This is a genomic window from Streptomyces graminilatus, from assembly GCF_001418565.1.
Classification (GTDB): domain Bacteria; phylum Actinomycetota; class Actinomycetes; order Streptomycetales; family Streptomycetaceae; genus Streptomyces; species Streptomyces graminilatus.
On record NZ_LIQQ01000073.1, the window covers coordinates 1 to 23,726 of the forward strand.

The 23,726-nt window shown below is 65.7% G+C and carries 37 protein-coding genes; 35 read left to right on the top strand and 2 right to left on the bottom strand.

The window, feature by feature from the left end; translation table 11 throughout:
* Nucleotides 1-155 precede the first annotated feature (155 nt).
* The 8 genes from AOK08_RS07620 to AOK08_RS07655 all read left to right on the top strand — a co-directional run bounded on the left by AOK08_RS07620 (nt 156) and on the right by AOK08_RS07655 (nt 6,784).
* Complete coding sequence (locus tag AOK08_RS07620) at nt 156-1,067, top strand: AAA family ATPase (protein WP_157876600.1); 912 nt, start codon at nt 156-158, stop codon at nt 1,065-1,067.
* A gap of 4 nt (nt 1,068-1,071) precedes the next feature.
* Nucleotides 1,072-1,587 carry a hypothetical protein gene (locus tag AOK08_RS07625; RefSeq protein WP_055524688.1) on the top strand — a complete coding sequence of 172 codons (516 nt, stop codon included), beginning with the start codon at nt 1,072-1,074 and terminating at the stop codon, nt 1,585-1,587.
* Between the two features lie 89 nt (nt 1,588-1,676).
* Entirely contained in the window at nt 1,677-2,393 is a 717-nt protein-coding gene (locus tag AOK08_RS07630) for a hypothetical protein (protein WP_157876601.1), read from the top strand.
* Nucleotides 2,394-2,419: 26 nt separating this feature from the next.
* On the top strand, nt 2,420-3,439 hold the full coding sequence (locus AOK08_RS07635) for a hypothetical protein (RefSeq protein ID WP_241826867.1): 1,020 nt from the start codon (nt 2,420-2,422) through the stop codon (nt 3,437-3,439).
* 46 nt (nt 3,440-3,485) lie between these two features.
* Entirely contained in the window at nt 3,486-3,794 is a 309-nt protein-coding gene (locus AOK08_RS07640; protein WP_055524691.1) for a hypothetical protein, read from the top strand.
* A gap of 1 nt (nt 3,795) precedes the next feature.
* Entirely contained in the window at nt 3,796-5,019 is a 1,224-nt protein-coding gene (locus tag AOK08_RS07645) for a WXG100 family type VII secretion target (protein WP_055524692.1), read from the top strand.
* Nucleotides 5,020-5,096: 77 nt separating this feature from the next.
* Nucleotides 5,097-6,017, top strand: a complete 921-nt coding sequence (locus AOK08_RS07650; protein ID WP_055524693.1) for a hypothetical protein — start codon at nt 5,097-5,099, stop codon at nt 6,015-6,017.
* Between the two features lie 35 nt (nt 6,018-6,052).
* Nucleotides 6,053-6,784: a hypothetical protein gene (locus AOK08_RS07655; RefSeq protein WP_055524694.1), complete on the top strand. Its 732-nt coding sequence runs from the start codon at nt 6,053-6,055 to the stop codon at nt 6,782-6,784.
* Here the strand turns inward: AOK08_RS07655 and AOK08_RS07660 are convergent.
* Entirely contained in the window at nt 6,759-7,220 is a 462-nt protein-coding gene (locus tag AOK08_RS07660; protein WP_055524695.1) for an ATP-binding protein, read from the bottom strand. The two genes, AOK08_RS07655 and AOK08_RS07660, sit on opposite strands and share 26 nt — an antisense overlap.
* Before the next feature lie 140 nt (nt 7,221-7,360).
* Here AOK08_RS07660 and AOK08_RS07665 point away from each other — a divergent pair, with 140 nt between their 5' ends.
* The 3 genes from AOK08_RS07665 to AOK08_RS07675 are packed head-to-tail and all read left to right on the top strand — an operon-like array spanning nt 7,361 to nt 9,324.
* A complete protein-coding gene (locus AOK08_RS07665; protein ID WP_055524696.1) occupies nt 7,361-8,215 on the top strand; it encodes a helix-turn-helix domain-containing protein in 855 nt (284 codons plus the stop codon).
* Nucleotides 8,212-8,463 (top strand): DUF397 domain-containing protein, encoded by a 252-nt coding sequence (locus tag AOK08_RS07670; protein ID WP_055524697.1) that lies wholly within the window; start codon nt 8,212-8,214, stop codon nt 8,461-8,463. The genes AOK08_RS07665 and AOK08_RS07670 overlap by 4 nt, the downstream gene beginning before the upstream one ends.
* 27 nt (nt 8,464-8,490) lie before the next feature.
* A complete protein-coding gene (locus tag AOK08_RS07675; protein ID WP_055524698.1) occupies nt 8,491-9,324 on the top strand; it encodes a hypothetical protein in 834 nt (277 codons plus the stop codon).
* Between the two features lie 43 nt (nt 9,325-9,367).
* Here the strand turns inward: AOK08_RS07675 and AOK08_RS07680 are convergent, their stop codons facing one another.
* A complete protein-coding gene (locus AOK08_RS07680) occupies nt 9,368-10,087 on the bottom strand; it encodes a hypothetical protein (protein ID WP_055524699.1) in 720 nt (239 codons plus the stop codon).
* Nucleotides 10,088-10,558: 471 nt separating this feature from the next.
* Between AOK08_RS07680 and rpsJ the strand changes: the two genes are divergently transcribed.
* From rpsJ to map, 24 genes are all read left to right on the top strand, one after another.
* On the top strand, nt 10,559-10,867 hold the full coding sequence (gene rpsJ, locus AOK08_RS07685) for a 30S ribosomal protein S10 (RefSeq protein ID WP_003948644.1): 309 nt from the start codon (nt 10,559-10,561) through the stop codon (nt 10,865-10,867).
* Between the two features lie 17 nt (nt 10,868-10,884).
* Nucleotides 10,885-11,529, top strand: a complete 645-nt coding sequence (gene rplC, locus AOK08_RS07690; protein WP_055524700.1) for a 50S ribosomal protein L3 — start codon at nt 10,885-10,887, stop codon at nt 11,527-11,529.
* Between the two features lie 7 nt (nt 11,530-11,536).
* Nucleotides 11,537-12,193, top strand: a complete 657-nt coding sequence (rplD, locus tag AOK08_RS07695) for a 50S ribosomal protein L4 (RefSeq protein ID WP_055524701.1) — start codon at nt 11,537-11,539, stop codon at nt 12,191-12,193.
* A complete protein-coding gene (gene rplW / locus AOK08_RS07700) occupies nt 12,193-12,612 on the top strand; it encodes a 50S ribosomal protein L23 (protein ID WP_055524702.1) in 420 nt (139 codons plus the stop codon). The genes rplD and rplW overlap by 1 nt, the downstream gene beginning before the upstream one ends.
* A gap of 38 nt (nt 12,613-12,650) precedes the next feature.
* Nucleotides 12,651-13,487, top strand: coding sequence for a 50S ribosomal protein L2 (gene rplB / locus AOK08_RS07705; protein ID WP_006376052.1), 837 nt, complete (start codon nt 12,651-12,653; stop codon nt 13,485-13,487).
* 12 nt (nt 13,488-13,499) lie between these two features.
* Nucleotides 13,500-13,781 carry a 30S ribosomal protein S19 gene (gene rpsS / locus AOK08_RS07710; protein WP_013001415.1) on the top strand — a complete coding sequence of 94 codons (282 nt, stop codon included), beginning with the start codon at nt 13,500-13,502 and terminating at the stop codon, nt 13,779-13,781.
* A 42-nt stretch (nt 13,782-13,823) separates the two neighbouring features.
* On the top strand, nt 13,824-14,171 hold the full coding sequence (gene rplV / locus AOK08_RS07715; protein ID WP_055524703.1) for a 50S ribosomal protein L22: 348 nt from the start codon (nt 13,824-13,826) through the stop codon (nt 14,169-14,171).
* Complete coding sequence (gene rpsC / locus AOK08_RS07720; protein ID WP_055524704.1) at nt 14,171-15,016, top strand: 30S ribosomal protein S3; 846 nt, start codon at nt 14,171-14,173, stop codon at nt 15,014-15,016. Before rplV ends, rpsC begins: the two co-directional genes overlap by 1 nt.
* A gap of 5 nt (nt 15,017-15,021) precedes the next feature.
* On the top strand, nt 15,022-15,441 hold the full coding sequence (gene rplP / locus AOK08_RS07725; RefSeq protein WP_055524705.1) for a 50S ribosomal protein L16: 420 nt from the start codon (nt 15,022-15,024) through the stop codon (nt 15,439-15,441).
* Nucleotides 15,441-15,665: a 50S ribosomal protein L29 gene (gene rpmC, locus AOK08_RS07730; RefSeq protein ID WP_005481220.1), complete on the top strand. Its 225-nt coding sequence runs from the start codon at nt 15,441-15,443 to the stop codon at nt 15,663-15,665. The genes rplP and rpmC overlap by 1 nt, the downstream gene beginning before the upstream one ends.
* Entirely contained in the window at nt 15,665-15,952 is a 288-nt protein-coding gene (rpsQ, locus tag AOK08_RS07735) for a 30S ribosomal protein S17 (protein WP_055524706.1), read from the top strand. The genes rpmC and rpsQ overlap by 1 nt, the downstream gene beginning before the upstream one ends.
* A gap of 110 nt (nt 15,953-16,062) precedes the next feature.
* Nucleotides 16,063-16,431 carry a 50S ribosomal protein L14 gene (gene rplN / locus AOK08_RS07740; RefSeq protein ID WP_006376015.1) on the top strand — a complete coding sequence of 123 codons (369 nt, stop codon included), beginning with the start codon at nt 16,063-16,065 and terminating at the stop codon, nt 16,429-16,431.
* A gap of 2 nt (nt 16,432-16,433) precedes the next feature.
* Nucleotides 16,434-16,757, top strand: a complete 324-nt coding sequence (gene rplX / locus AOK08_RS07745; protein ID WP_006376030.1) for a 50S ribosomal protein L24 — start codon at nt 16,434-16,436, stop codon at nt 16,755-16,757.
* Complete coding sequence (rplE, locus tag AOK08_RS07750) at nt 16,757-17,314, top strand: 50S ribosomal protein L5 (RefSeq protein WP_055524707.1); 558 nt, start codon at nt 16,757-16,759, stop codon at nt 17,312-17,314. The genes rplX and rplE overlap by 1 nt, the downstream gene beginning before the upstream one ends.
* A gap of 5 nt (nt 17,315-17,319) precedes the next feature.
* The gene (locus AOK08_RS07755; protein WP_049567381.1) at nt 17,320-17,505 is read left to right on the top strand and encodes a type Z 30S ribosomal protein S14; all 186 of its coding nucleotides are present in this window, start codon (nt 17,320-17,322) and stop codon (nt 17,503-17,505) included.
* A 219-nt stretch (nt 17,506-17,724) separates the two neighbouring features.
* Entirely contained in the window at nt 17,725-18,123 is a 399-nt protein-coding gene (gene rpsH / locus AOK08_RS07760; protein ID WP_010986352.1) for a 30S ribosomal protein S8, read from the top strand.
* A gap of 21 nt (nt 18,124-18,144) precedes the next feature.
* A complete protein-coding gene (gene rplF, locus AOK08_RS07765; protein ID WP_055524708.1) occupies nt 18,145-18,684 on the top strand; it encodes a 50S ribosomal protein L6 in 540 nt (179 codons plus the stop codon).
* A 3-nt stretch (nt 18,685-18,687) separates the two neighbouring features.
* A complete protein-coding gene (rplR, locus tag AOK08_RS07770; RefSeq protein WP_055524709.1) occupies nt 18,688-19,074 on the top strand; it encodes a 50S ribosomal protein L18 in 387 nt (128 codons plus the stop codon).
* A gap of 71 nt (nt 19,075-19,145) precedes the next feature.
* Complete coding sequence (gene rpsE, locus AOK08_RS07775; protein ID WP_006376045.1) at nt 19,146-19,751, top strand: 30S ribosomal protein S5; 606 nt, start codon at nt 19,146-19,148, stop codon at nt 19,749-19,751.
* Nucleotides 19,751-19,933: a 50S ribosomal protein L30 gene (gene rpmD, locus AOK08_RS07780; RefSeq protein WP_006376032.1), complete on the top strand. Its 183-nt coding sequence runs from the start codon at nt 19,751-19,753 to the stop codon at nt 19,931-19,933. The genes rpsE and rpmD overlap by 1 nt, the downstream gene beginning before the upstream one ends.
* 2 nt (nt 19,934-19,935) lie before the next feature.
* On the top strand, nt 19,936-20,391 hold the full coding sequence (gene rplO / locus AOK08_RS07785) for a 50S ribosomal protein L15 (protein ID WP_055524710.1): 456 nt from the start codon (nt 19,936-19,938) through the stop codon (nt 20,389-20,391).
* Nucleotides 20,392-20,634: 243 nt separating this feature from the next.
* The gene (secY, locus tag AOK08_RS07790; protein WP_055524711.1) at nt 20,635-21,954 is read left to right on the top strand and encodes a preprotein translocase subunit SecY; all 1,320 of its coding nucleotides are present in this window, start codon (nt 20,635-20,637) and stop codon (nt 21,952-21,954) included.
* The gene (locus tag AOK08_RS07795) at nt 21,954-22,616 is read left to right on the top strand and encodes an adenylate kinase (RefSeq protein WP_055524712.1); all 663 of its coding nucleotides are present in this window, start codon (nt 21,954-21,956) and stop codon (nt 22,614-22,616) included. Before secY ends, AOK08_RS07795 begins: the two co-directional genes overlap by 1 nt.
* A 197-nt stretch (nt 22,617-22,813) precedes the next feature.
* Nucleotides 22,814-23,650, top strand: coding sequence for a type I methionyl aminopeptidase (gene map, locus AOK08_RS07800; protein WP_055524713.1), 837 nt, complete (start codon nt 22,814-22,816; stop codon nt 23,648-23,650).
* Nucleotides 23,651-23,726: the final 76 nt, after the last annotated feature.

Here is a 23,726-nt window from a genome sequence, read left to right on the forward strand (position 1 = left end):
GGTTCCGGCTCGGGTGCCGGGTGCGGTCGGGGGAGGAGGTCTTCGAGCTTGATGTGGAGATCGAGGTCTCGCCGATCGTTCGTGTCGTGCGTGAACGGCTTACAGCGGTAACCGGCGTGAGCTACGCGCATCGTCGGATGGCCGATCGTACTTTGATGATCAGCGACGACACGTACCAAGGAGTGCGCTACTTCACCGGGCGGAAGAATCTACTGCCGAGCGTCCCAGTTTTCTCCGACAGGCTGCTGACCTGCGAGGTTCCGGCACTGGTGCCCTCGGCGACGGATGCGGGCAGGGTGGTGCACCGGGGTGCGCAGACCGTCCTCGCGGCCCTTCGCGAGATGTTCCTGCTGGATCCGGTCCCGCACCTCATGAGGCAGTACGTCAACGCCCGCGACACCGAGCTGAGGCGCAACGCCGACAACCTGAGCGCGGCGGTCGCCGGCCTGCGTACGACCGATCCGGTCGCCTTCGGCCGGCTCACGGAACTGGTCGCGGGCATGCCCGAGTATCCGATTCGCCGTATCAGCAGCGTCGGTACGGAACTGGGTGACGTGCAGTTGGTGCTGCGCGAGGCCGGCTTTCACGGAACCGAGCACGACGTACCGGCCCGGCTCCTCAGCGACGGGATGCTGCGCTTCCTGGCCTGCGGCACGGCACTGCTCAGCGCCCCCGTCGCCGACGGCGGTGATGAACGGGCCCCGGCACAACGGCACTTGGTGGTCGAGGAGATCGAGAACGGTCTGTATCCCACCCAGGCCGCGCGAGTTCTGCGCCTGATGAAGGAGGAGTCGGAACGCCGCCGTATCGACGTACTGTTCACGACCCACAGCCCGGCGCTCCTCAACTCCCTCACCGCGCAGGACCATTCGGGTGTCATCGTGTGCACCAGGGACCCGGAGTCGGGCGAGAGCCGACTGACCCGGCTCACCGAGCTGCCCGGATACGTGGACCTGCTCGCGGCCGGTGACCTGGGGGACGCGGTGACCAAGGGGCGCCTGCCAGATGCGGTGCGGCCCCGGGACACGGAAGTGCCCGGCGTCGAGGACTTCCTGAGGAGCCTGTGAGCACGTGAGCGCGAGCAAGCCGCCGCGTCGGTCCGGGCTCCGGCTCCCCGTCGTCGACTTCCTGGACACGTCGGTCTTCGTCGAGATCCTCGACGTGCCTTTCATGAACGATCACCGCGCCGAGGTGCTGGCGGAGATGGACGCCAGGCGCAACGCCGGGGTGCGTTTCGTTCTGCCGACGGCGACCGTGGTGGAGACGGGCAACCACGTCTTCCAGATCAAGGAGGGGGAGGCGCGTCGCCGCTGCGCGGGCGTGTTCATGGCGCTGCTGCGCAGGACCGCGCTGGGCCAGGCGCCGTGGGTACTGCACGAGCGCACCTGGGACGGCCCGTTCCTGGGCTCCCTGTGCGACGGCGGCAGCACGGGCATGGACCTCACCGAGCATGCGGTGTGCCAGCAGTTGGGCACCGGCGACCTGAGCATCGTCGCGGAACGGGACCTGTACGCGTCGAGGGCACAGGCGGAGGTCCGCATCTGGACACTGGAGGCGACGATGGGGACGTGGGCGGAACTGCCCTGAGGTTTGTGCCCTGACAATTCACAGTTCCTCTACGTCGAGAGGGGCAGCTCTGCGGCGGGTGCACCGATCTCAGCGATAGCGTCGATCCCTTGACCGAGCTGATGTCTCACGGGGAGTCAACTGTGAAGCGCCGTTCCATGCCCGCTGCTGCTGCCTTCGCGGCGGCCACGGCCCTGCTACTGACCGCCTGTGGCAGCGGGGGCGACAGCTCGAAGGCCGATGCCGAGATCAAGGGAGCAGGTTCGGAGGCCAGTGGGTCGGCGTCGGCGTCGGCCTCGCCGAGTGGGTCTGCCGCTGTGGACGCCGTCGACCGTCCCACGATGAGCTTCCCGTCGGACTTCTCCATGGTGTTCGACCGGACCACGCCGTCCGATCCGGACAAGGCCGCCGCACTCACGGACGCTGAGAACTTCCTCCGAGCCGTCAACTACGGCATCGTCCAGCAAGATGCGGAGGCTGCGGCGTACAAGTTCTACACGGAGCCGCTCAGCGCGGCGCAGAAGTATGCCAAATCCCAGATTCAGCAGAACATTGACGACGGCTACACCGTTACCGGAGTGCAGCGCTACTCGCGCGCCACGGTCGACATGGCGGACGCCGGTGACCGCGCGGTGGTCTCCTTCTGCGACGACGACTCCAAGTTCTACAGCAAGGAGATCAAGTCGAAGAAGGTCCACATCTCAGAGCCGAGTTCAAGGGACTACAACCTTTTCGAGATCGTCATGATTGCGCCCAAGGACGCCCAGAGGCCGTGGACTGCTGACAGGGTCCAAGTGCAGGAGGAGGCCACCCAGTGCAAGGCATGACGGGTCGGGGGATCTGCCTTGTCACATTGGCGGGCGCTCTGCTGCTGGCGCCGACACAGAGTTCGTTCGCGGCCGGTGAAGTGGGCAGGGGTACGCAGCCGGAGAGCGGTACCGACACCGGACTCAAGGGCGACAAGCTCTACGCCCAAGCGGCAGCGATCTCGTACGACACATCCCGGAACGGATCCGGCCCCTCCGTAGGCTCGCTCGCCGTAGCCGGAAGTTCCTGGACCCCGCCGCCCTGCTGGCTGGCCCCGAAGTGGACGGCGAAGCAGTTCGCCGACGAAATGGAGGCCGGGTACAAGCAGATCACCAGCGACCCCAACCAGGACGGCTACGCGAAGCGGGCGACGTCCGAAGAGCGTCAGAGGTACAAGGACGGCGAGTACAAGAACTACAACCTCGACAAGCAGGACGAGGGGATGTGGTGGGGGGTCTTCGAGAACCCGAATGCTCCCGTCCTCGACCGGCTTTCCTGTAATTCGACCCGTGCTTTCTGGGTCGAGAACGGCGAAACCCCCGACGTTGAGAACGCCATAACACCGGAGCTGCTCGCCGGCCTCGCCTACGAGCAGATCAAGGTCCCGGGAACCGAGGTCACCCTCGCTCCCAACGGCACCACCAAGGTCAATCTCCCCATGTGGGCGTGGCTGGACAAGGGCAGGTTCAAACCGGTTGCCGTCACGGCGTCGCTCGACACACCGGGGCTGAACATCCAGGCCACGACCACCGCGAGGCCGGTCTCCCTGCGCATCGAGCCCGGCACGGCGGATGCTCAGACCTTTCCCGCTTCCGGCGAGTGCGCCATCCACGGTGACGGTTCGATCGGTGAGCCGTACGCCCTGGGCAAGGCCGGCCGGATCCCGCCGTGCGGTGTCAGATACCTCCGGTCCACCGACGGTGGGACCTTCCAGCTCCGGGCCACGGTCACCTGGGAGATCACCTGGACGGGCACAGGCAGCCCCGATCCCACGAAGCTCGCGGACGGCACGTTCGGCGATGACCAGAACGTCGTCGTCCAGGAGGCCCAGGCCGTCAACCACTGAGCCTCGCTCCACCCTGCCCGCTGCGAGAAGACCGGAAGAACACGACATGAGTGACCTACGCCTCGACGACACCGTTTTCGCGGACCTGAAGAAGACCTTCTCCTCCATAAGCGACCGTATGGAAGCGACCCGGCGCAGCCTGCGCGGTGCGGACGCCTCGTGCGTCGGCGAGAGCGGGCTCGTGGAGGACGTGCAGGACTTCGCCGACGACTGGGGCTACGGCATCAAGCAGCTCGGCAAGCACACCCAGGGTGCCGTGAAGATGATCAACAAGATCGCCGAGACCTTCGACGGGCTCGACCTGGAGCTGGCCGAGTCTCTCAAGGCAGCCAAGGCCTCGAAGAAGGGCAAGTGACGTGACAGGCCAGCGGATCGTCCCGCCGAGCATTGGCTGGGATCCCACCCCGGGGGATGTCGAGGACACTCGGGAACTCGCCAAGCGGCTGGGCAAGCTGGCCAGCGAACTCGGCACCGCGTTGGGCGAGTTGGAGCGGATCGAGTGCGGGGCCTGGAAGGGCAAGACCGCGGTCGCCTTCACCGAGTACATAGGCGAGGACGTCACTCCGCTCATCCGTAAGAGCCACGACTCCTTCGACAAGGCCTCGCGCGCACTGCACAAATGGGCTGGTGAACTCCAGGACTTCCAGGACGAGACGGACCGCCTGGACAAGTCCGCCAAGGAGAAGCTCGCCGCCAAGTCGGAGGCCGAGGCGAAAGCCGGCGGCAACGGCAGCGAGGAATTCGGCAAGGCTTCCGGTGACGTGAACGGCGTCATTCTGAAGGTGCACGAACTCGAAGAGCGTTACCGGCGTGCCGCCGGCCGCATCAGCAGGGAGCTGGACAAGGCCGCCGACATCGCCCCCGACGAGCCCGGCTTCTGGGAGAAGCTCGGTACGGGGATCGCCGATGCGTGGGGTGCCACCGGTGACTGGCTGAAGGAGCACGCCGATCTGATCAAGGCGATCGGTGACGTGCTGAGCGACGTCACCGCGGTGCTGGGCATGCTGGCCATCGTCACGCTTCCCTTCCCGCCCCTCGCCGCCATCTTCGGCACGGCCGCCCTCATCGGGGCGGGGCTCACGCTGGCGGCTCATGGCATCGCCAAGGCGGCGGGCGCGGATGTGAGCTGGATGCAGGTGGGGCTCGACGCGGTGGGGTTGTTGCCGGGGATCGGGATGTTCGGGAAGGGGGTGAAGGTTGTCGGCAAGGCCAAGGCCATTGCCACTGCGGCCAAGCTTGGAAAGGGGTTTGAGTACACGAAGATTGCCGGTGAGTCGCGGGTCCTGATGGCTTTCGGCAAGGCGGGCACAGAAGGTCTCAGCGGTGGGCGTGGCTTGGGCAACCTGGTCAGGATCGGGGGCACGTCCCGCAATGTCTACGAGGTCGCACACAGCGGCAGCGGCTTGATGTCACGTATGGGCGGGCTCGCAGTCGCGGGCTATCACCAGGGCCAGTTGATCGGTACCAAGGGGGCTGGCGTCCTGGGGATGAAGGTTGACCCGTTCGGAGTCGGAGGCATTGCCCTCGACGCAGGACTCAAGGTCGCGCCCAAGATCTACGCGCACGTGACTGGTGACTAGCGCGTTGGCCCCTGTGTGGCAGGGTGACGGGTGGAAACGCCACCTTCGTGATCGCATTGAGGGAGGATTCGAACGGAATGAGCGTCTGGCAACCCGAAGCGGACGAGACACTGATCGCTCGCGCGCCGGTCACTTTCGCGACAGGCGAGGCCACGCCTGTTAGCGGGATGCGCTGGTTTCGCGACTTCCAGCGCAACGACATTCAGAATGAACTCGCCGGTTGGCCCACAGGGCCCACGTACACGGTCCGCTCCGCAGGGGACACCGTGGCCCGGAATGCAGCAAAGGGGGTCCTTGCAGCCGCGGGCATGGCCATCAGGGGCTTTCTGTCCGCCCACGGAGGGAGTATCGGCGGCACCCCTGGCCTTGCGGGCAACGGTACGAACATCTCGCACGACCACGCGGATGAAATCGACGACTTCCCGGTCATGTGGGCTGCGCCGGGCACGATTGCCCGCAGTCTGCCCTGGCAATTGGACCCGGCCCGCTCCTCCGAGAAGCGCTACCGGACTCACGCGGTCATCACTGACCGTCGACTCGCGATCGTCGGCTTCCCTTACGTCAAGGGCAACGACAGCCTCATTGACGACGAGTTGCTTTGGGAGACGCCTCGGTCGAGTATCGAGAGAGTTGAGCTGCGGGATTTCAAGCTTGGGCGCGATGCGAAGATTTTCTTTGGTGACGGCTCATGGTGCAGGCTGAAAAGTATCGGCCGGGAACGGCTCACTCGGTATCTGATCGAGCCTCTCGATTTCATTCCGTTGGACTCTCTCACGCCGGCACAGCGGAACACCGCCGAAGCCTTCGCGGCGGCCCAAGCACCGGATGCCGAACTGCCGCTGGTGAAGCGGAATCCGTGTGGCTGTTTCCGGATCGAGGTGGTTGCGCTGAGTACGGTTCACGCGTTCTTCGGCCACTCCGGTATGGACACCGTCATGGATGAGAGCGGCGCCGAAGTCAAACCCATGGAACTCCACAAAGAAGACTTGCTGACCTGACACCCTGCCGCACCCAACCAGAATGGCTTCCCCCCATGCTCCCCGCCGCCGACTCCACAAACGCCCAGCACGTCAGTGCGGCCAGCGATGACCTCCCGCCCCTCTGGTTCCTCGCCCCCGAGGGCTTCTTCGCCCTGCCCGTAGCCGCCACCCCCGAGGAGCGGGCCGCCCGCGCCCACTCCTTCGTGCGGGAGCTGTACTCCCGGGGTGACGAGAACATCTGGGAGCCCGCAGCCCCGTACTACGAGGCGATAGCCGAGATGATGGGGAACACCGGCGTCTCGTACGCCGCGATGGGCTTGTTCTCCACGGCGGATGAGGACGACTCCGCCGACGAGTCGGCCAGGTACGAACCCTCCGAAGGGGTCGCTCAATGCGCCCTCACCGTAGCCATCGCCCTCACGGACCAGAACCCCGGCGACACCGACGTCGTCGCCCAGGGCATCCTCGCGACGCTCTCCGGCGACCCGTACAACGACGCCATCTGGCTCGACCTGCCGTGCGGGCCGGCGGTCTCCTGCATCACGGTGCGCGAGTACGACCTCAACCCGGAGATGACGGCCAACGCGCAGGAAGCGAAGCTTCTCACCGGCCAGATACAAGTGCATGTCCCGTTCCCCACAGGCCCGTTCACCGCGATCCTCACTCTCTACACAGCCTCCATGGACCACTGGACCCAGATCTACCGCCTGATGACGGCCATCCTTCAGACGCTGTCGTTCGTCGACCCGGTCGAGGAATCTACTGAGGAGCCAGTACAGGCCTGACCAGGCCTGCCTCACCCACCCCGCACTCCGCCCAGACCGTCTTCCGAGGACGCGGCCCCAGCCCCACTCCCCACCGGTCCGCCAACGCCTCGACAATCACCAGTCCCCGCCCCGACTCGCTGTCCGTCCCCGGCTCCCGCACCCCCGGCAGCAGGTCGTCCCGTGTGTCCGTCACCTCGATGCGGAGGGTGGTGCCGATGACGTACAGCGTGAGCCGGAAATCGCGGCCCGGTACGCGCCCGTGGGTCACCACGTTCGCCGCGAGTTCGGCGACGAGGTGCTCGGCGGGGTCCAACGGGAGCCCCCAGTCGAGCAGTTGCCGCACCGCGAGCTGACGGGCCTGCCGGGCGCCACGGGGCGTGGGTGGCAGGCGGGCGGTGAAGTTGCGGATGTGGCCGGTGTGTTGGGTCCGGGGTGCGGCGGTTTGCTGATTCATGTCACTCAGAGTGGCGGAACATGCTTGCCTTGACGTGCGGTGACGCCGGTGCGTATCCGCGCTGTCCGGTTCTTGTCTCGCTCTGTCTCGGCTGTCTCGGATGACGTGCGGGTACGGGTGCGCGTTGGAGGTGGGTGGGCATGAGTAATGAAAACGAAGGTGTGGACGAGTCCGGCTGGGACCTCGAACCGGGTGACGAGAGTGCGCCGTTGGTCGAGGCAGTCGGGCGGCTCATCAAGTTCTGCCGTGAGCAGGCCGGAATGCGGGTGGCCGAGTTCGCCCAGATCATGGGCTACGGCGAGGACATGATCCGCAAGATCGAGCGCGGGGCGCGTATCCCCAGGGTGGAGTTCCTGGACCGGGCTGATGACGTCCTCCATGCGAGTGGGCATATCCGGGCGTTCACGGAGGACATGGAGAGGGCTCAGTACCCGAGGAAGGTGCGTGAGCTGAAGGAGTTGGAGGACCGGGCGGTGGAACTGCTGCTGTACAGCAACCACAACATCCATGGACTGCTGCAGACGCCGGAGTACGCCCGTGCGTTGTACGTCATGCGGCAGCCGTCCCTCGCCCCGGAAGTGGTGGAGCGGGAGACCGCCGCCCGCGTGGCCCGCAAGTCGATTTTCGACCGGCAGCCCGCCCCCACGCTCAGTTTTGTCCAGGAACAGGTGACGCTGGAACGCCCTTATGGCGGGAAGATGGTGTTGCGTCGACAACTCGAACACCTACTGGAGGTGGGGCAGTTGCGGAACGTCACGCTTCAGGTCATGCCGACCGACCTTGAGGAACACGCGGGAGTGCACGGCTTGATCGAGGTGCTGAAGTTCGTCGACGGCACGGCGGTCGGGCGCTCGGACGGCGCGTTCAATGCCCGACCGGTCTCAAGCCTTAGGGATCTTCAGATCCTTGAACTGCGCTATGGGATGATCCGGGCGCAAGCTCTCCCGCCGAGGGAGTCGCTGGCCTTCATCGAGCAGGCGCTGGGAGAACTATGAGTATTTCGGAACTCCACTGGTTCAAGAGCAGCTACAGCAGTAGCAACGAGCCTGGCGACTGCGTAGAGGTTGCCCTCAACTGGTTCAAGAGCAGCTACAGCGACAGCAGTAACCCCAGTGACTGCGTCGAGATAGCCACCGCCCCCGGTGCCGTCCACGTCCGTGACTCCAAGGCCACCGAGGGCCCCTGTCTCACCCTCGCGCCCACCACCTGGGGCCAGTTCATCTCGTACGCTTCCGGTAGTTGATCAAACAACTACCGGAAGCAGGTGTGCATGAACACGGGTATACGCGGCCGAAGACGTACCGCCGCCGTGATCGCGACAGCCGGAGCCCTCGCGTTCTCGGTGCTCAACGCGCCGGCCGCGCAGGCGGCGGACACGGGCATCGTCGTGTCGGACCTCGTCATCAACGACTACAAGCCGATCGTTGTCGGCACGTCGAAGGTGGTGGAACCGCCCGTCAGCCTCTTTATGACCTTGCCCGCCGGGTACAGCACAGACGATTCGTCCAGCTGGGACGTGTCCCCCTTCCTTTACCGGGGAGGGCTGACCAACCACGGGTACAACTACATCGGGCTGGACAGTCTCACCTGCTACGAGCACAGCTCCCAGAGCGCCCGCTGCGAGGGCAACCTCCGTATCGATCCCGGTCCGACGCGCTACGACGCTGACTCCAACAGCGACGCCACAAAGTGGAAGATCGGCGTGCACCTCATGCTGTTCAAGGCCAATGGCCACCTCCAGGCCGAGGAGTATGAGTCAAGGCCCGGAACCCTCTCCCTGAGACGCGCCACCAAGCTCACCGTCGCCGACGCCACCCCCGAACCCGTCGCCCAGGGCAAGAAGGTCACCGTCGTGGGCAAGCTCACGCGGGCGAACTGGACCACCAAGAAGAACGACCCCTACGGCGGCAGCCGTGTGAGCCTTCAGTTCCGGGCCAGGAACGCCAGTGCCTTCCGTACGGTCAAGAAGGTCACCACCAACAGCGCCGGTGTCCTCCGGACCACCGTCACCGCCTCCACCGACGGGTTCTACCGGTGGGTGTACTCCGGGAACACCGTCACCGGCACCGCCACCAGCGGTCAGGACTTCGTCGACGTGCGCTGAGCGCGTCGTACGACGTCACCGGGGCCGTACCGGACCCGTCCGGTCAGTGCGTGAGGCGCGCTCCCAGCAGTGGTAGCAGCCGCTCCCGGAGGAGCCGGCGGGCCGGGTCCCAGGTCGCCCACAGGAGTTTGTGGCGGGTGCCGTCCGTCATGACCACCTCCAGGCCGGAGGTGGTCACCCCGCCGTGCAGGCGCGCCGTGGCGATCCCCGAGAACGGGATCAGCTTGTTCGTGGGATGAGCGGCCAGGACCGCTGCCGGGTCGTGCGCGATGAGCCGGTACGGTTCCCGGGCCGTCAGGCCCGAGCCGTGGGAGTTGGCCAGTGTCCGCGCGAAACCGCTGCGGATACGCATCAGACCCTCGGGGAGCAGCCACAGGTCGCCGTGGATCCAGTCCAGCCAGCCGGTCGTACAGGTGCTGGTCAGCAGGCGGGCCTGCACTAGGCGTATCCGGGATGCCCGGGCCACCGAATCCGTCAGCAGCGCGCTCCACTCGTCGAGGGACGAGATCTGGTGACGTTCCGCGACTGGCTCGGCCGCCGAGAGGAAGAAGACAACCGTCAGGCCGGCTCCGTACAGCTCCACGGTGAGCTGGACCTGCCAGGACGGGGACTCGATCCGTACGGCCAAGGCGTACGCATCCCTCGCCCACTGGATGTCCGAGACCCGCAAGCCCTCCGCCTGCCAGCCCGGTATGTGCGCCTCCAGGCGCGTCGCCGCCCCGTTCAGGTCCATGGGGCCCAGGTCGTCCATGTCATGCGTCACACCGGGATCATCGCTGATGCCGCCGGGTGGGGGACATGCCTCGGTCGGGTTTGACCTTCGTCACCCTGCGGGTATTCTCTCCGGCTCGATTGGCGGAGGACGTGCCCCGTATGGCAGACTGCCCTAGTTGCTCGGTCGAGTTGTCGATGCTGCGCGCCTCCCGCCGGGAGGACCGAAAGCGAGTCCCACAGTACTCGTCGCCCAATCTGTCGTAAGGCAGCGCTGGGGCGGACGTACGGGAATCTTTCGGGAAGCGTCAGTGCGGCACCGGCCAGGCATCCGGTGGGTTCGTTCGCGTCAGGGAAATCTGGCGCCGTTCGCCCCCGGCCCGCGGTTCCGGAAGGGCCGTGCTTCCCGTGCAGGGACGTCTCCTATGGGACATCCGTGTCGGTGACAGCGCGACACACCCGACCGCGTGGGTCGGAGAACCGGGTTCCAGAGCGTACGAAGAGACAGGACTACTGAGTAGCCATGGCGGGACAGAAGATCCGCATCCGGCTCAAGGCCTACGACCACGAGGTCATCGACTCCTCGGCGAAGAAGATCGTCGAGACGGTGACGCGAACTGGTGCGTCGGTCGCGGGCCCGGTGCCGCTGCCCACTGAGAAGAACGTGTACTGCGTCATCAAGTCGCCGCACAAGTACAAGGACTCGCGCGAGCACTTCGAGATGCGCACGCACAAGCGCCTGATCGACATTCTCGACCCGACGCCCAAGACCGTTGACTCTCTGATGCGACTCGACCTCCCGGCCGGTGTCGACATCGAGATCAAGCTCTAGGGGACGGTGATCTGAGAATGGCTAAGCAGATCAAGGGAATCCTGGGCGAGAAGCTCGGCATGACGCAGGTGTGGGACGAGAACAACCGTGTTGTTCCCGTCACCGTCGTCAAGGCCGGTCCGAACGTCGTGACCCAGGTCCGTACGAACGACACCGACGGCTACGAGTCGGTCCAGATCGCCTTCGGCGAGATCGACCCTCGCAAGGTGAACAAGCCCCTCAAGGGTCACTTCGCCAAGGCTGATGTCACCCCCCGCCGCCACCTCGTCGAGATCCGTACCGCTGACGCCAGCGAGTACACCCTCGGCCAGGAGATCACCGCCGAGACCTTCGAGGCCGGCGTCAAGGTGGACGTGACCGGTAACAGCAAGGGCAAGGGCTTCGCCGGTGTCATGAAGCGTCACAACTTCAAGGGCCTCGGCGCCGGCCACGGTGTCCAGCGCAAGCACCGCTCCCCCGGCTCGATCGGTGGCTGTGCCACCCCCGGCCGTGTGTTCAAGGGTGTCCGCATGGCGGGCCGCATGGGCAACGAGCGGGTCACCACCCAGAACCTGACCGTCCACGCCGTTGACGCGGAGAAGGGTCTGCTGCTCATCAAGGGCGCTATCCCTGGTCCGAACGGCGGCCTCGTCCTGGTCCGCACCGCGGCCAAGGGGGCCTGAGGTACCGATGAGCACTGTTGACATCCTTTCGCCCGCTGGCGAGAAGGCCGGAAGCGTCGAACTCCCCGCGGAGATCTTCGGCGTAGAGAAGATCAGCGTCCCGCTGCTTCACCAGGTCGTCGTCGCACAGCTGGCCGCTGCCCGTCAGGGCACGCACAAGACCAAGACCCGCGCCGAGGTCCGTGGTGGCGGTAGGAAGCCCTACCGTCAGAAGGGCACCGGCCGCGCCCGTCAGGGTTCGACCCGTGCGCCGCAGTTCGCGGGCGGTGGCGTCGTTCACGGTCCCACCCCGCGTGACTACTCGCAGCGGACCCCCAAGAAGATGAAGGCCGCGGCCCTGCGCCACGCCCTCACCGACCGGGCCCGCAACGCTCGAATCCACGTCATCACCGGCGTGATCGAGGGCGACACCCCCTCCACCAAGGCCGCGAAGAGCTTCCTCGGCAAGGTCAGCGAGCGCAAGAACGTGCTCCTGGTCATCGAGCGCTCCGACGAGGCCGGGCTGCTTTCCGCCCGCAACCTGCCCCAGGTGCACATCCTGGAGCCGGGCCAGCTGAACACGTACGACGTTCTCGTCTCGGACGACGTGGTCTTCACCCAGGCCGCGTTCGAGTCCTTCGTGTCCGGCCCCAAGGCCACTGACACCGAAGGGAGCGAGGTCTGATGGCTATCCGTCACCCCGCTATTGCCTCCAAGGCGGCCAAGGCCGCCAAGGCCGCGCGCGTCGCCAAGGCGAAGCGCCACGAGGCCGAGGGCAAGAACACCGTCGTCACGCCGCTCAGCAAGTCGTTCACGGACCACCGTGACGTCCTGCTGAAGCCGGTCGTGTCCGAGAAGAGCTACGCGCTCATCGACGAGAACAAGTACACGTTCATCGTCGCTCCCGGCAGCAACAAGACCCAGATCAAGCAGGCCGTCCAGGCGGTCTTCTCGGTCAAGGTCACCGGGGTCAACACGATCAACCGCATCGGCAAGCGCAAGCGCACCAAGAGCGGTTTCGGTAAGCGCGCTGACACCAAGCGCGCGATCGTGACCCTCGCCGAGGGCGACCGTATCGACATCTTCGGCGGTCCGGCCGCGTAAGCGGGTCGGATCGTCCGATATCGGACGAGGACTGAGAAATGGGAATCCGCAAGTACAAGCCGACTACGCCGGGCCGCCGTGGCTCCAGCGTCGCCGACTTCGTCGAGGTCACGCGGTCCACGCCGGAGAAGTCGCTGGTTCGCCCCCTGCACAGCAAGGGCGGCCGTAACAATTCCGGTCGTGTGACCGTTCGCCACCAGGGTGGCGGACACAAGCGCGCCTACCGCGTCATCGACTTCCGTCGTCATGACAAGGACGGCGTGCCGGCGAAGGTCGCGCACATCGAGTACGACCCCAACCGCACCGCGCGCATCGCGCTGCTGCACTACGCGGACGGCGAGAAGCGCTACATCCTCGCCCCCCGCAACCTGTCGCAGGGTGACCGCGTCGAGAACGGTCCTGGGGCCGACATCAAGCCGGGCAACAACCTGGCGCTCCGCAACATCCCGGTCGGTACCACGATCCACGCGATCGAGATCCGTCCCGGTGGCGGCGCCAAGTTCGCCCGCTCCGCCGGTGCCTCGGTGCAGCTGCTGGCGAAGGAGGGCACGATGGCCCACCTTCGTATGCCCTCCGGTGAGATCCGCCTGGTCGACCAGCGCTGCCGCGCCACGGTCGGCGAGGTCGGCAACGCCGAGCAGAGCAACATCAACTGGGGCAAGGCCGGCCGCAAGCGCTGGCTGGGCGTCCGCCCGACCGTCCGCGGTGTGGCGATGAACCCGGTTGACCACCCGCACGGTGGTGGTGAAGGCAAGACCTCCGGTGGTCGTCACCCGGTCTCGCCGTGGGGTCAGAAGGAGGGTCGTACTCGTTCGCCGAAGAAGGCTTCGAACAAGTACATCGTCCGCCGCCGCAAGACGAACAAGAAGCGCTAGGAGCGGGTTTAGATGCCGCGCAGTCTCAAGAAGGGACCCTTCGTCGACGGACACCTCATCAAGAAGGTGGACGTACAGAACGAAGCCGGTACCAAGAACGTCATCAAGACCTGGTCCCGTCGCTCGATGATCATCCCGGCCATGCTCGGCCACACGATCGCGGTGCACAACGGCAAGACCCACATCCCGGTGTTTGTCACCGAGTCGATGGTCGGCCACAAGCTCGGCGAGTTCTCGCCGACGCGCACCTTCCGGGGTCACGTCAAGGACGACCGGAAGTCGAAGCGCCGCTAACGCGGGGTGGAATCGACCATGACAGACACTGGAAGGACAACCATGGAAGCCAGGGCCCAGGCGCGGTACATCCGCGTTACGCCCATGAAGGCCCGCCGCGTGGTGGACCTTATCCGTGGCATGGATGCCACGGAGGCTCAGGCGGTCCTGCGTTTCGCCCCGCAGGCCGCGAGCGTGCCGGTCGGCAAGGTGCTTGACAGCGCCATCGCCAACGCCGCACACAACTACGACCACACCGACGCCGGCAGCCTTGTCATCTCTGAGGCGTACGTCGACGAGGGTCCGACCCTGAAGCGGTTCCGGCCGCGTGCCCAGGGCCGTGCCTACCGGATCCGCAAGCGGACCAGCCACATCACCGTGGTCGTCAGCAGCAAGGAAGGTTCCCGGTAATGGGCCAGAAGGTAAACCCGCACGGGTTCCGACTCGGCATCACCACCGACTTCAAGTCGCGTTGGTACGCCGACAAGCTGTACAAGGACTACGTCGGTGAAGACGTCGCCATCCGTCGGATGATGACGTCCGGCATGGAGCGCGCCGGCATCTCGAAGGTTGAGATCGAGCGCACCCGCGACCGCGTCCGCGTCGACATCCACACCGCGCGTCCGGGCATCGTCATCGGCCGCCGCGGCGCCGAGGCCGACCGTATCCGCGGCGACCTGGAGAAGCTGACCAAGAAGCAGGTCCAGCTCAACATCCTCGAGGTCAAGAGCCCGGAGACGGACGCTCAGCTGGTGGCCCAGGCCGTCGCCGAGCAGCTCTCCTCCCGCGTCTCCTTCCGTCGCGCCATGCGTAAGAGCATGCAGGGCACGATGAAGGCCGGCGCCAAGGGCATCAAGATCCAGTGCGGTGGCCGTCTCGGCGGCGCCGAGATGTCCCGCTCGGAGTTCTACCGCGAGGGCCGTGTGCCCCTGCACACGCTCCGCGCGAACGTCGACTACGGCTTCTTCGAGGCCAAGACGACCTTCGGCCGTATCGGTGTGAAGGTCTGGATCTACAAGGGCGACGTCAAGAACATCGCCGAGGTCCGCGCCGAGAACGCCGCTGCCCGTGCGGGTAACCGCCCGGCCCGCGGTGGTGCCGGTGGCGGTGCCGACCGTCCGGCCCGCGGTGGCGGCCGTGGTGGCGAGCGTGGCGGCCGCGGCCGCAAGCCGCAGCAGGCTCCCGGTGCCGAGGCCCCCAAGGCCGACGCCCCGGCGGCTGCCGCTCCGGCTGAGAGCACCGGAACGGAGGCCTGACCGAAATGCTGATCCCCCGTAGGGTCAAGCACCGCAAGCAGCACCACCCGAAGCGCCGTGGCATGTCCAAGGGCGGCACTGCGGTCTCGTTCGGCGAATACGGCATTCAGGCCGTCACGCCGGCATACGTGACCAACCGCCAGATCGAGGCGGCCCGTATCGCGATGACCCGCCACATCAAGCGTGGCGGCAAGGTCTGGATCAACATCTACCCGGACCGCCCGCTCACCAAGAAGCCTGCCGAGACCCGCATGGGTTCCGGTAAGGGTTCCCCCGAGTGGTGGATCGCGAACGTGCACCCGGGCCGGGTCATGTTCGAACTGTCCTACCCCAACGAGAAGATCGCCCGTGAGGCCCTCACTCGCGCAGCCCACAAGCTGCCGATGAAGTGCCGGATCGTCAAGCGCGAGGCAGGTGAAGCGTGATGTCGGCCGGTACCAAGGCGTCCGAGCTGCGCGAACTGGGTGACGAGGAGCTTCTCAACAAGCTCCGCGAAGCCAAGGAAGAGCTGTTCAACCTCCGCTTCCAGGCGGCGACCGGTCAGCTCGAGAACCACGGTCGGCTCAAGGCCGTCCGCAAGGACATCGCGCGGATCTACACCCTGATGCGTGAGCGCGAGCTGGGCATCGAAACGGTGGAGAGCGCCTGATGAGCGAGAGCAACGTGACTGAGCAGAGCACCGAAGCCCGTGGCTTCCGCAAGACCCGTGAGGGTCTCGTCGTCAGCGACAAGATGGACAAGACCGTCGTCGTCGCCGTCGAGGACCGCGTGAAGCACGCGCTGTACGGCAAGGTCATCCGCCGTACGAGCAAGCTCAAGGCTCACGACGAGCAGAACGCCGCCGGCGTCGGCGACCGTGTCCTCCTCATGGAGACCCGGCCGCTGTCCGCCTCGAAGCGGTGGCGCATCGTCGAGATCCTCGAGAAGGCCAAGTAAGTCCTCCTGCGGGCACCCCCGCAGGACAGTTCCGCCAGGCTCGGCGGGGGCCTCGTACTCCTAGAGCATGAGTCCCCCGCCGGGAACCGGCAGACAATCAGGAGATAGACGTGATCCAGCAGGAGTCGCGACTGCGTGTCGCCGACAACACTGGTGCGAAGGAAATCCTTTGCATCCGTGTCCTCGGTGGCTCCGGTCGCCGCTACGCGGGCATCGGTGACGTCATCGTCGCCACCGTCAAGGACGCGATCCCCGGTGGCAACGTGAAGAAGGGTGACGTCATCAAGGCCGTCATCGTTCGCACCGTCAAGGAGCGCCGCCGTCCGGACGGCTCGTACATCCGTTTTGACGAGAACGCCGCCGTTGTTCTGAAGAACGACGGCGACCCTCGTGGCACCCGTATCTTCGGCCCGGTCGGCCGGGAGCTGCGCGAGAAGAAGTTCATGAAGATCATCTCGCTCGCGCCGGAGGTGCTGTAAGCATGAAGATCAAGAAGGGCGACCTGGTTCAGGTCATCACCGGTAAGGACAAGGGCAAGCAGGGCAAGGTCATCGCGGCCTTCCCCCGCGAGGACCGCGTCCTGGTCGAGGGTGTCAACCGGGTCAAGAAGCACACCAAGGCCGGCCCGACCGCAAAGGGTTCGCAGGCCGGCGGCATCGTCACGACCGAGGCGCCCGTCCACGTCTCCAACGTCCAGCTGGTCGTTGAGAAGGACGGCAACAAGGTTGTCACGCGTGTCGGTTACCGCTTCGACGACGAGGGCAACAAGATCCGCGTTGCCAAGCGGACGGGTGAGGACATCTGATGACTACCACCACCACTCCGCGTCTCAAGACGAAGTACCGCGAGGAAATCACGGGCAAGCTGCAGGAGGAGTTCTCGTACGAGAACGTCATGCAGATCCCCGGCCTCGTCAAGATCGTGGTGAACATGGGTGTCGGCGACGCCGCCCGTGACTCCAAGCTCATGGACGGTGCCGTCCGTGACCTGACCACGATCACCGGTCAGAAGCCGGCCGTCACCAAGGCCCGCAAGTCCATCGCGCAGTTCAAGCTGCGCGAGGGTCAGCCGATCGGTGCCCACGTCACGCTCCGTGGCGACCGCATGTGGGAGTTCCTGGACCGCACCCTGTCGCTCGCGCTGCCGCGCATCCGCGACTTCCGTGGTCTGTCTCCCAAGCAGTTCGACGGCCGTGGCAACTACACCTTCGGTCTCACCGAGCAGGTCATGTTCCACGAGATCGACCAGGACAAGATCGACCGCACCCGGGGTATGGACATCACCGTGGTGACCACGGCGACCAACGACGCTGAGGGCCGCGCGCTCCTCCGTCACCTCGGCTTCCCCTTCAAGGAGGCGTAAGCGAGATGGCGAAGAAGGCTCTGATTGCCAAGGCTGCTCGTAAGCCCAAGTTCGCGGTACGTGGCTACACGCGCTGCCAGCGCTGCGGTCGCCCGCACTCCGTGTACCGCAAGTTCGGCCTGTGCCGCGTGTGCCTTCGTGAGATGGCTCACCGTGGCGAGCTGCCGGGCGTGACCAAGAGCTCCTGGTAATCCCCTTTTCAGGGATTCCCGAAGCTCTCGGTAAGCAAATGGGTTGGTCAGGTGCCCACCCCTCCATGGCTTAGGCTAGGGGGGTTGGGCGCCTGATTGCCGCCCGTACGACTTACTACGCCGTAGGTCCCCCGCACCGCACCCGTCCCGCCACTGAGTGAGTGGGGAGAGGGATGGCGCATCCAGGAAACCCCGGCGAGAGAGGCCGAAGGCCAATTCATGACCATGACTGATCCGATCGCGGACATGCTGACTCGTCTGCGTAACGCGAACTCGGCATACCACGACACCGTGGGTATGCCGCACAGCAAGATCAAGTCGCACATCGCGGAGATCCTCCAGCAGGAGGGCTTCATCACGGGCTGGAAGGTCGAGGACGCCGAGGTCGGCAAGAACCTCGTTCTCGAGCTGAAGTTCGGCCCGAACCGTGAGCGCTCCATCGCGGGCATCAAGCGGATCTCCAAGCCCGGTCTCCGGGTTTACGCGAAGTCCACCAACCTGCCGAAGGTGCTCGGCGGCCTGGGCGTGGCGATCATCTCCACGTCGCACGGTCTCCTCACCGACAAGCAGGCCGGCAAGAAGGGCGTAGGCGGAGAAGTCCTCGCCTACGTCTGGTAGAAGGGAACGGAGGAAACAGCTATGTCGCGTATTGGCAAGCTCCCCATCACGGTTCCCGCCGGCGTGGACGTCACCATCGATGGCCGCACGGTCCAGGTGAAGGGCCCCAAGGGCACCCTCTCCCACACCGTCGCTGCGCCGATCGACATCGCCAAGGGTGAGGACGGCGTTCTCAACGTCACCCGCCCCAACGACGAGCGTCAGAACAAGGCCCTGCACGGCCTGTCCCGCACGCTGGTGGCGAACATGATCACCGGCGTGACCGCGGGTTACGTGAAGAAGCTCGAGATCAGCGGTGTCGGTTACCGCGTGGCGGCGAAGGGCACGAGCCTCGAGTTCGCGCTCGGCTACAGCCACCCGATCACCGTCGACGCCCCCGAGGGCATCAGCTTCAAGGTCGAGAACCCCACGCGGTTCTCGGTCGAGGGCATCGACAAGCAGAAGGTCGGCGAGGTTGCGGCCAACATCCGCAAGCTGCGCAAGCCTGACCCGTACAAGGCCAAGGGCGTCAAGTACGAGGGCGAAGTCATCCGCCGCAAGGTCGGAAAGGCGGGTAAGTAAGCCATGGCATACGGTACGAAGATCGCTAAGGGCGACGCTTACAAGCGTGCTGCCATCAAGCGGCGTCACATCCGCATCCGTAAGAAGGTCAACGGAACGGCTGAGCGTCCCCGCCTGGTTGTAACCCGCTCGAACCGCCACATCGTGGCCCAGGTCATCGACGACATCCAGGGTCACACCCTGGCGTCGGCGTCGACCCTGGACGCTTCGATCCGCGGTAACGAGGGCGATGACAAGTCGGCACAGGCAGGCAAGGTCGGCGCACTCGTCGCCGAGCGTGCCAAGGCCGCAGGTGTCGAGGCCGTTGTGTTCGACCGTGGTGGCAGCCGGTACGCCGGTCGCATCGCCGCCCTGGCCGACGCCGCCCGCGAAGCCGGGCTCAAGTTCTGAGCCGCCCGTCGCGCTCGCGACTTGACCGTCGCAGCGCAGCGTAGCTAGCGGAAAAAGAGAGAGGTAATCCAATGGCTGGACCCCAGCGCCGCGGAAGCGGTGCCGGTGGCGGCGAGCGGCGGGACCGGAAGGGCCGTGACGGCGGCGCTGCTGCCGCCGAGAAGACCGCGTACGTTGAGCGCGTTGTCGCGATCAACCGCGTCGCCAAGGTTGTGAAGGGTGGTCGTCGCTTCAGCTTCACCGCGCTGGTCGTGGTGGGCGATGGCGATGGCACCGTCGGTGTCGGCTACGGCAAGGCCAAGGAGGTGCCGGCCGCGATCGCCAAGGGTGTTGAAGAGGCCAAGAAGCACTTCTTCAAGGTCCCCCGTATCCAGGGCACCATCCCGCACCCGATCACGGGCGAGAAGGCCGCGGGCGTCGTCCTGCTCAAGCCTGCTTCCCCCGGTACCGGCGTTATCGCCGGTGGCCCGGTGCGTGCTGTCCTGGAGTGCGCCGGCGTTCACGACATCCTGTCGAAGTCGCTCGGCTCGTCCAACGCGATCAACATCGTGCACGCGACCGTGGCGGCCCTCAAGGGCCTGCAGCGTCCCGAGGAGATCGCGGCCCGCCGTGGTCTGCCCCTCGAGGACGTCGCCCCCGCGGCTCTGCTGCGTGCGCGTGCGGGAGCGGGTGCGTAATGGCTCGCCTCAAGGTCACGCAGACGAAGTCGTACATCGGCAGCAAGCAGAACCACCGTGACACCCTGCGGTCTCTTGGTCTCAAGGGGATCAACACCGTGGTCGTCAAGGAGGACCGCCCCGAGTTCCGCGGAATGGTTCACACCGTCCGCCACCTCGTGACGGTTGAGGAGGTCGACTGATCATGGCGGAGAACAACCCGCTCAAGATCCACAACCTCCGTCCTGCCCCGGGCGCCAAGACCGCCAAGACCCGTGTGGGTCGTGGTGAGGCGTCGAAGGGTAAGACGGCTGGACGTGGTACCAAGGGCACCAAGGCCCGTTACCAGGTTCCGGAGCGCTTCGAGGGTGGGCAGATGCCCCTCCACATGCGTCTCCCGAAGCTCAAGGGCTTCAAGAACCCGTTCAAGACCGAGTACCAGGTCGTGAACCTCGACAAGCTGGGCGCGCTGTACCCGGAGGGTGGCGAGGTCACCGTCGAGGGTCTCGTCGCCAAGGGTGCCGTTCGCAAGAACAGCCTCGTCAAGGTCCTCGGCCAGGGCGAGATCTCCGTGTCGCTGCAGGTGACGGTCGACGCCGTCTCCGGCTCCGCCAAGGAGAAGATCACCGCCGCCGGCGGTACCGTCACCGAGCTGCTCTGAGCATCACAGGCGTCTCGATGACTTGAGCGATCCCTACCGGGGATATCCCACAAATGGGGTATCCCCGGTTGGTCGTTCCTAGGAGGCTTGGTCGCCGGTAAGGTGGCCAGCACTGTCAAGTCGAGTCCGTCGTGTTCGCCAGGAACTCCGGACGCCTCTCGGCTGTTAGTTATCTGTCAACGTATTCGTCGAACCTCAAAACCGTCACCTCTACGCAGTTGCGCGGGGGTCGCAGGAGGCACCGTGCTCACCGCGTTCGCCCGGGCGTTCAAGACGCCCGACCTGCGCAAGAAGCTGCTCTTCACGCTCGGCATCATCGTGGTCTATCGGGTGGGTACGCACATCCCGATCCCAGGTGTCGACTATCAGAACGTCCAGACGTGTATCGACTCCGCCTCGAAGGGCGGGACCCAGGGCCTGTTCGGGCTGGTGAACATGTTCAGCGGCGGCGCGCTGCTGCAGATCACGATCTTCGCGCTGGGCATCATGCCGTACATCACGGCGAGCATCATCCTGCAGCTGCTGACGGTGGTGATCCCGCGCCTGGAAGCCCTCAAGAAGGAGGGCCAGGCGGGCACAGCGAAGATCACGCAGTACACCCGTTACCTGACAGTGGCTCTCGCCATCCTCCAGGGCACCGGCCTCGTCGCCACCGCGCGCAGCGGCGCGCTCTTCAGCAGCTGCCCGGTCGGCAACCAGATCGTCCCGGACCAGTCGATCTTCGTGACCATCACCATGGTCATCACGATGACCGCCGGTACGGCCGTCGTCATGTGGCTCGGTGAGCTCATCACCGACCGCGGTATCGGCAACGGCATGTCCATCCTGATGTTCATCTCGATCGCCGCGACCTTCCCCGCCGCGCTGTGGTCCATCAAGACCCAGGGCAAGCTGGCGGACGGCTGGATCGAGTTCGGTACGGTCATCATCGTCGGCCTGGTCATGGTCGGCCTGGTGGTCTTCGTGGAGCAGGCCCAGCGCCGCATCCCGGTCCAGTACGCGAAGCGCATGATCGGCCGCCGGTCCTACGGCGGTACGTCGACGTACATCCCGCTCAAGGTCAACCAGGCCGGCATCATCCCTGTGATCTTTGCCTCGTCGCTGCTGTACATCCCCGCGCTGGTGGCGCAGTTCGCCGGTGGCACCTCGGGCTGGAAGAGGTGGATCGAGCAGAACCTGACCAAGGGTGAGCACCCGGTCTACATCGTCACGTACTTCGTGCTGATCGTTTTCTTCGCGTTCTTCTATGTCGCCATCTCCTTCAACCCCGAAGAAGTAGCCGACAACATGAAGAAGTATGGTGGCTTCATCCCGGGCATCCGGGCTGGTCGGCCGACCGCTGAGTACCTGAGCTACGTACTCAACCGGATCACCTGGCCGGGTTCGCTGTACCTGGGTCTGATCGCTCTTGTGCCGACGATGGCGTTGGTTGGTTTCAACGCGAACCAGAACTTCCCGTTCGGCGGGACCAGCATCCTCATCATCGTGGGTGTCGGTCTTGAGACCGTGAAGCAGATTGAGAGCCAGCTCCAGCAGCGCAATTACGAAGGGTTCCTCCGCTGATGCGAATCGTCCTCGTCGGGCCGCCTGGTGCCGGGAAGGGAACGCAGGCCGCGTTCCTCGCCAAGAACCTGTCGATCCCGCACATCTCCACGGGCGACCTCTTCCGGGCAAACATCAGCAAGCAGACGGAACTCGGAAAGCTCGCGAAGTCCTACATGGACGCGGGCAACCTGGTGCCGGACGAGGTCACGATCGCGATGGCCAAGGACCGCATGGAGCAGGCCGACGCGGTGAACGGCTTCCTGCTCGACGGCTTCCCGCGGAACGTCTCGCAGGCCGAGGCGCTGGACGAGATGCTGAAGGCCGAGTCCATGAAGCTGGACGCGGTGCTCGACCTGGAGGTCCCCGAGGACGAGGTGGTCAAGCGCATCGCCGGCCGCCGTATCTGCCGCAACGACTCGGCGCACGTCTTCCACGTGACGTACCAGCCGCCGAAGGCCGAGGGCGTCTGTGACGTCTGCGGTGGCGAGCTGTACCAGCGGGACGACGACTCCGAGGAGACGGTCCGCAAGCGGCTGGAGGTCTACCACACCCAGACCGAGCCGATCATCGACTACTACAAGGCCCAGGGCCTCGTGGTGACGATCTCGGCGCTCGGCAAGGTGGAGGACGTCACCGGCAAGGCGATGGCCGCGTTGAAGGGTGACGGCGAGGGCGAGTAGTCCTCCCGGTCGGTTCTAGCCGGTTCTAGCCGGTTCTGCCGGCACTACCGGTTCTGCCGGTTTCATCGGTTTTACGTTGGGCAGCCGCGGTTTCCTGTCAGGGGGCCGCGGCTGCTGCGTAAGGGGCGGGTCCCCGTATCGTTGAGCTTCGAGTTGTTCGCTGTTTGCCAGTCGGTTCAGGAAAGGCCGTAGTTCCCATGGTGCAGATCAAGACCCCCGAGCAGATCGCCAAGATGCGCGAGGCGGGGCTTGTCGTCGCCGCCATCCACGCGGCCACTCGTGAGGCGGCGGTGCCGGGCGCCAGTACGAAGGATCTGGACCAGGTCGCGCGGAAGGTGCTCGCGGAGCACAACGCGAAGCCGAACTTCCTCGGGTACGGCGGGTTCCCGGCGACGATCTGCACCTCCGTCAACGAGGTCGTCGTGCACGGGATCCCGTCCGACGAGGTCGTGCTGAAGGACGGGGACATCATCTCCATCGACTGCGGCGCGATCATCGACGGCTGGCACGGGGACGCGGCGTTCACGGCGTTCGTGGGGTCCGGGCACGCGCCGGAGCTGGTGGAGCTGTCGCGGGTGACGGAGGAGTCGATGTGGGCGGGGATCGCCGCGATGAAGCTGGGGAACCGGCTGGTCGACATCTCGCGGGCGATCGAGACGTACATCCGGCGCCAGCCCAAGGCGGGGGGTGGGCGGTACGGGATCATCGAGGACTATGGCGGGCATGGCATCGGGACCGAGATGCACATGGATCCGCATCTGCTGAACTATGTCGAGCGCAAGCGGGGGAAGGGGCCGAAGCTGGTTCCCGGGTTCTGCCTCGCGATCGAGCCGATGGTGTCCTTGGGTACGCCGAAGACCGCTGTCCTTGAGGATGACTGGACGGTCATCACGACGGACGGGACGTGGTCGTCGCACTGGGAGCATTCGGTGGCGTTGACGGAGGAGGGGCCGTTGGTGCTTACGTCTCCCGACGGGGGGAAGGCGAAGTTGGCCGAGCATGGGGTGACTGCGGCGCCGGACCCGCTGGCGTAGGGGTTTCCTCGCCCCCGCCGCCCTTACCCTTCCCATCCCCAGGGGCTCCGCCCCCCGACCCCCGCTATCGGCCCTG

Coding starts and splice junctions, on each gene's coding strand:
- AOK08_RS07620 (WP_157876600.1), top strand. CDS start 156: ATGATCAGCGACGACACGTACCAAGGAGTGCGCTACTTCACCGGGCGG.
- AOK08_RS07640 (WP_055524691.1), top strand. CDS start 3,486: ATGAGTGACCTACGCCTCGACGACACCGTTTTCGCGGACCTGAAGAAG.
- AOK08_RS07650 (WP_055524693.1), top strand. CDS start 5,097: ATGAGCGTCTGGCAACCCGAAGCGGACGAGACACTGATCGCTCGCGCG.
- AOK08_RS07655 (WP_055524694.1), top strand. CDS start 6,053: ATGCTCCCCGCCGCCGACTCCACAAACGCCCAGCACGTCAGTGCGGCC.
- AOK08_RS07660 (WP_055524695.1), bottom strand. CDS start 7,220: ATGAATCAGCAAACCGCCGCACCCCGGACCCAACACACCGGCCACATC.
- AOK08_RS07665 (WP_055524696.1), top strand. CDS start 7,361: ATGAGTAATGAAAACGAAGGTGTGGACGAGTCCGGCTGGGACCTCGAA.
- AOK08_RS07670 (WP_055524697.1), top strand. CDS start 8,212: ATGAGTATTTCGGAACTCCACTGGTTCAAGAGCAGCTACAGCAGTAGC.
- AOK08_RS07675 (WP_055524698.1), top strand. CDS start 8,491: ATGAACACGGGTATACGCGGCCGAAGACGTACCGCCGCCGTGATCGCG.
- rpsJ (WP_003948644.1), top strand. CDS start 10,559: ATGGCGGGACAGAAGATCCGCATCCGGCTCAAGGCCTACGACCACGAG.
- rplC (WP_055524700.1), top strand. CDS start 10,885: ATGGCTAAGCAGATCAAGGGAATCCTGGGCGAGAAGCTCGGCATGACG.
- rplD (WP_055524701.1), top strand. CDS start 11,537: ATGAGCACTGTTGACATCCTTTCGCCCGCTGGCGAGAAGGCCGGAAGC.
- rplW (WP_055524702.1), top strand. CDS start 12,193: ATGGCTATCCGTCACCCCGCTATTGCCTCCAAGGCGGCCAAGGCCGCC.
- rplB (WP_006376052.1), top strand. CDS start 12,651: ATGGGAATCCGCAAGTACAAGCCGACTACGCCGGGCCGCCGTGGCTCC.
- rpsS (WP_013001415.1), top strand. CDS start 13,500: ATGCCGCGCAGTCTCAAGAAGGGACCCTTCGTCGACGGACACCTCATC.
- rplV (WP_055524703.1), top strand. CDS start 13,824: ATGGAAGCCAGGGCCCAGGCGCGGTACATCCGCGTTACGCCCATGAAG.
- rpsC (WP_055524704.1), top strand. CDS start 14,171: ATGGGCCAGAAGGTAAACCCGCACGGGTTCCGACTCGGCATCACCACC.
- rplP (WP_055524705.1), top strand. CDS start 15,022: ATGCTGATCCCCCGTAGGGTCAAGCACCGCAAGCAGCACCACCCGAAG.
- rpmC (WP_005481220.1), top strand. CDS start 15,441: ATGTCGGCCGGTACCAAGGCGTCCGAGCTGCGCGAACTGGGTGACGAG.
- rpsQ (WP_055524706.1), top strand. CDS start 15,665: ATGAGCGAGAGCAACGTGACTGAGCAGAGCACCGAAGCCCGTGGCTTC.
- rplX (WP_006376030.1), top strand. CDS start 16,434: ATGAAGATCAAGAAGGGCGACCTGGTTCAGGTCATCACCGGTAAGGAC.
- rplE (WP_055524707.1), top strand. CDS start 16,757: ATGACTACCACCACCACTCCGCGTCTCAAGACGAAGTACCGCGAGGAA.
- AOK08_RS07755 (WP_049567381.1), top strand. CDS start 17,320: ATGGCGAAGAAGGCTCTGATTGCCAAGGCTGCTCGTAAGCCCAAGTTC.
- rpsH (WP_010986352.1), top strand. CDS start 17,725: ATGACCATGACTGATCCGATCGCGGACATGCTGACTCGTCTGCGTAAC.
- rplF (WP_055524708.1), top strand. CDS start 18,145: ATGTCGCGTATTGGCAAGCTCCCCATCACGGTTCCCGCCGGCGTGGAC.
- rplR (WP_055524709.1), top strand. CDS start 18,688: ATGGCATACGGTACGAAGATCGCTAAGGGCGACGCTTACAAGCGTGCT.
- rpsE (WP_006376045.1), top strand. CDS start 19,146: ATGGCTGGACCCCAGCGCCGCGGAAGCGGTGCCGGTGGCGGCGAGCGG.
- rpmD (WP_006376032.1), top strand. CDS start 19,751: ATGGCTCGCCTCAAGGTCACGCAGACGAAGTCGTACATCGGCAGCAAG.
- rplO (WP_055524710.1), top strand. CDS start 19,936: ATGGCGGAGAACAACCCGCTCAAGATCCACAACCTCCGTCCTGCCCCG.
- AOK08_RS07795 (WP_055524712.1), top strand. CDS start 21,954: ATGCGAATCGTCCTCGTCGGGCCGCCTGGTGCCGGGAAGGGAACGCAG.
- map (WP_055524713.1), top strand. CDS start 22,814: ATGGTGCAGATCAAGACCCCCGAGCAGATCGCCAAGATGCGCGAGGCG.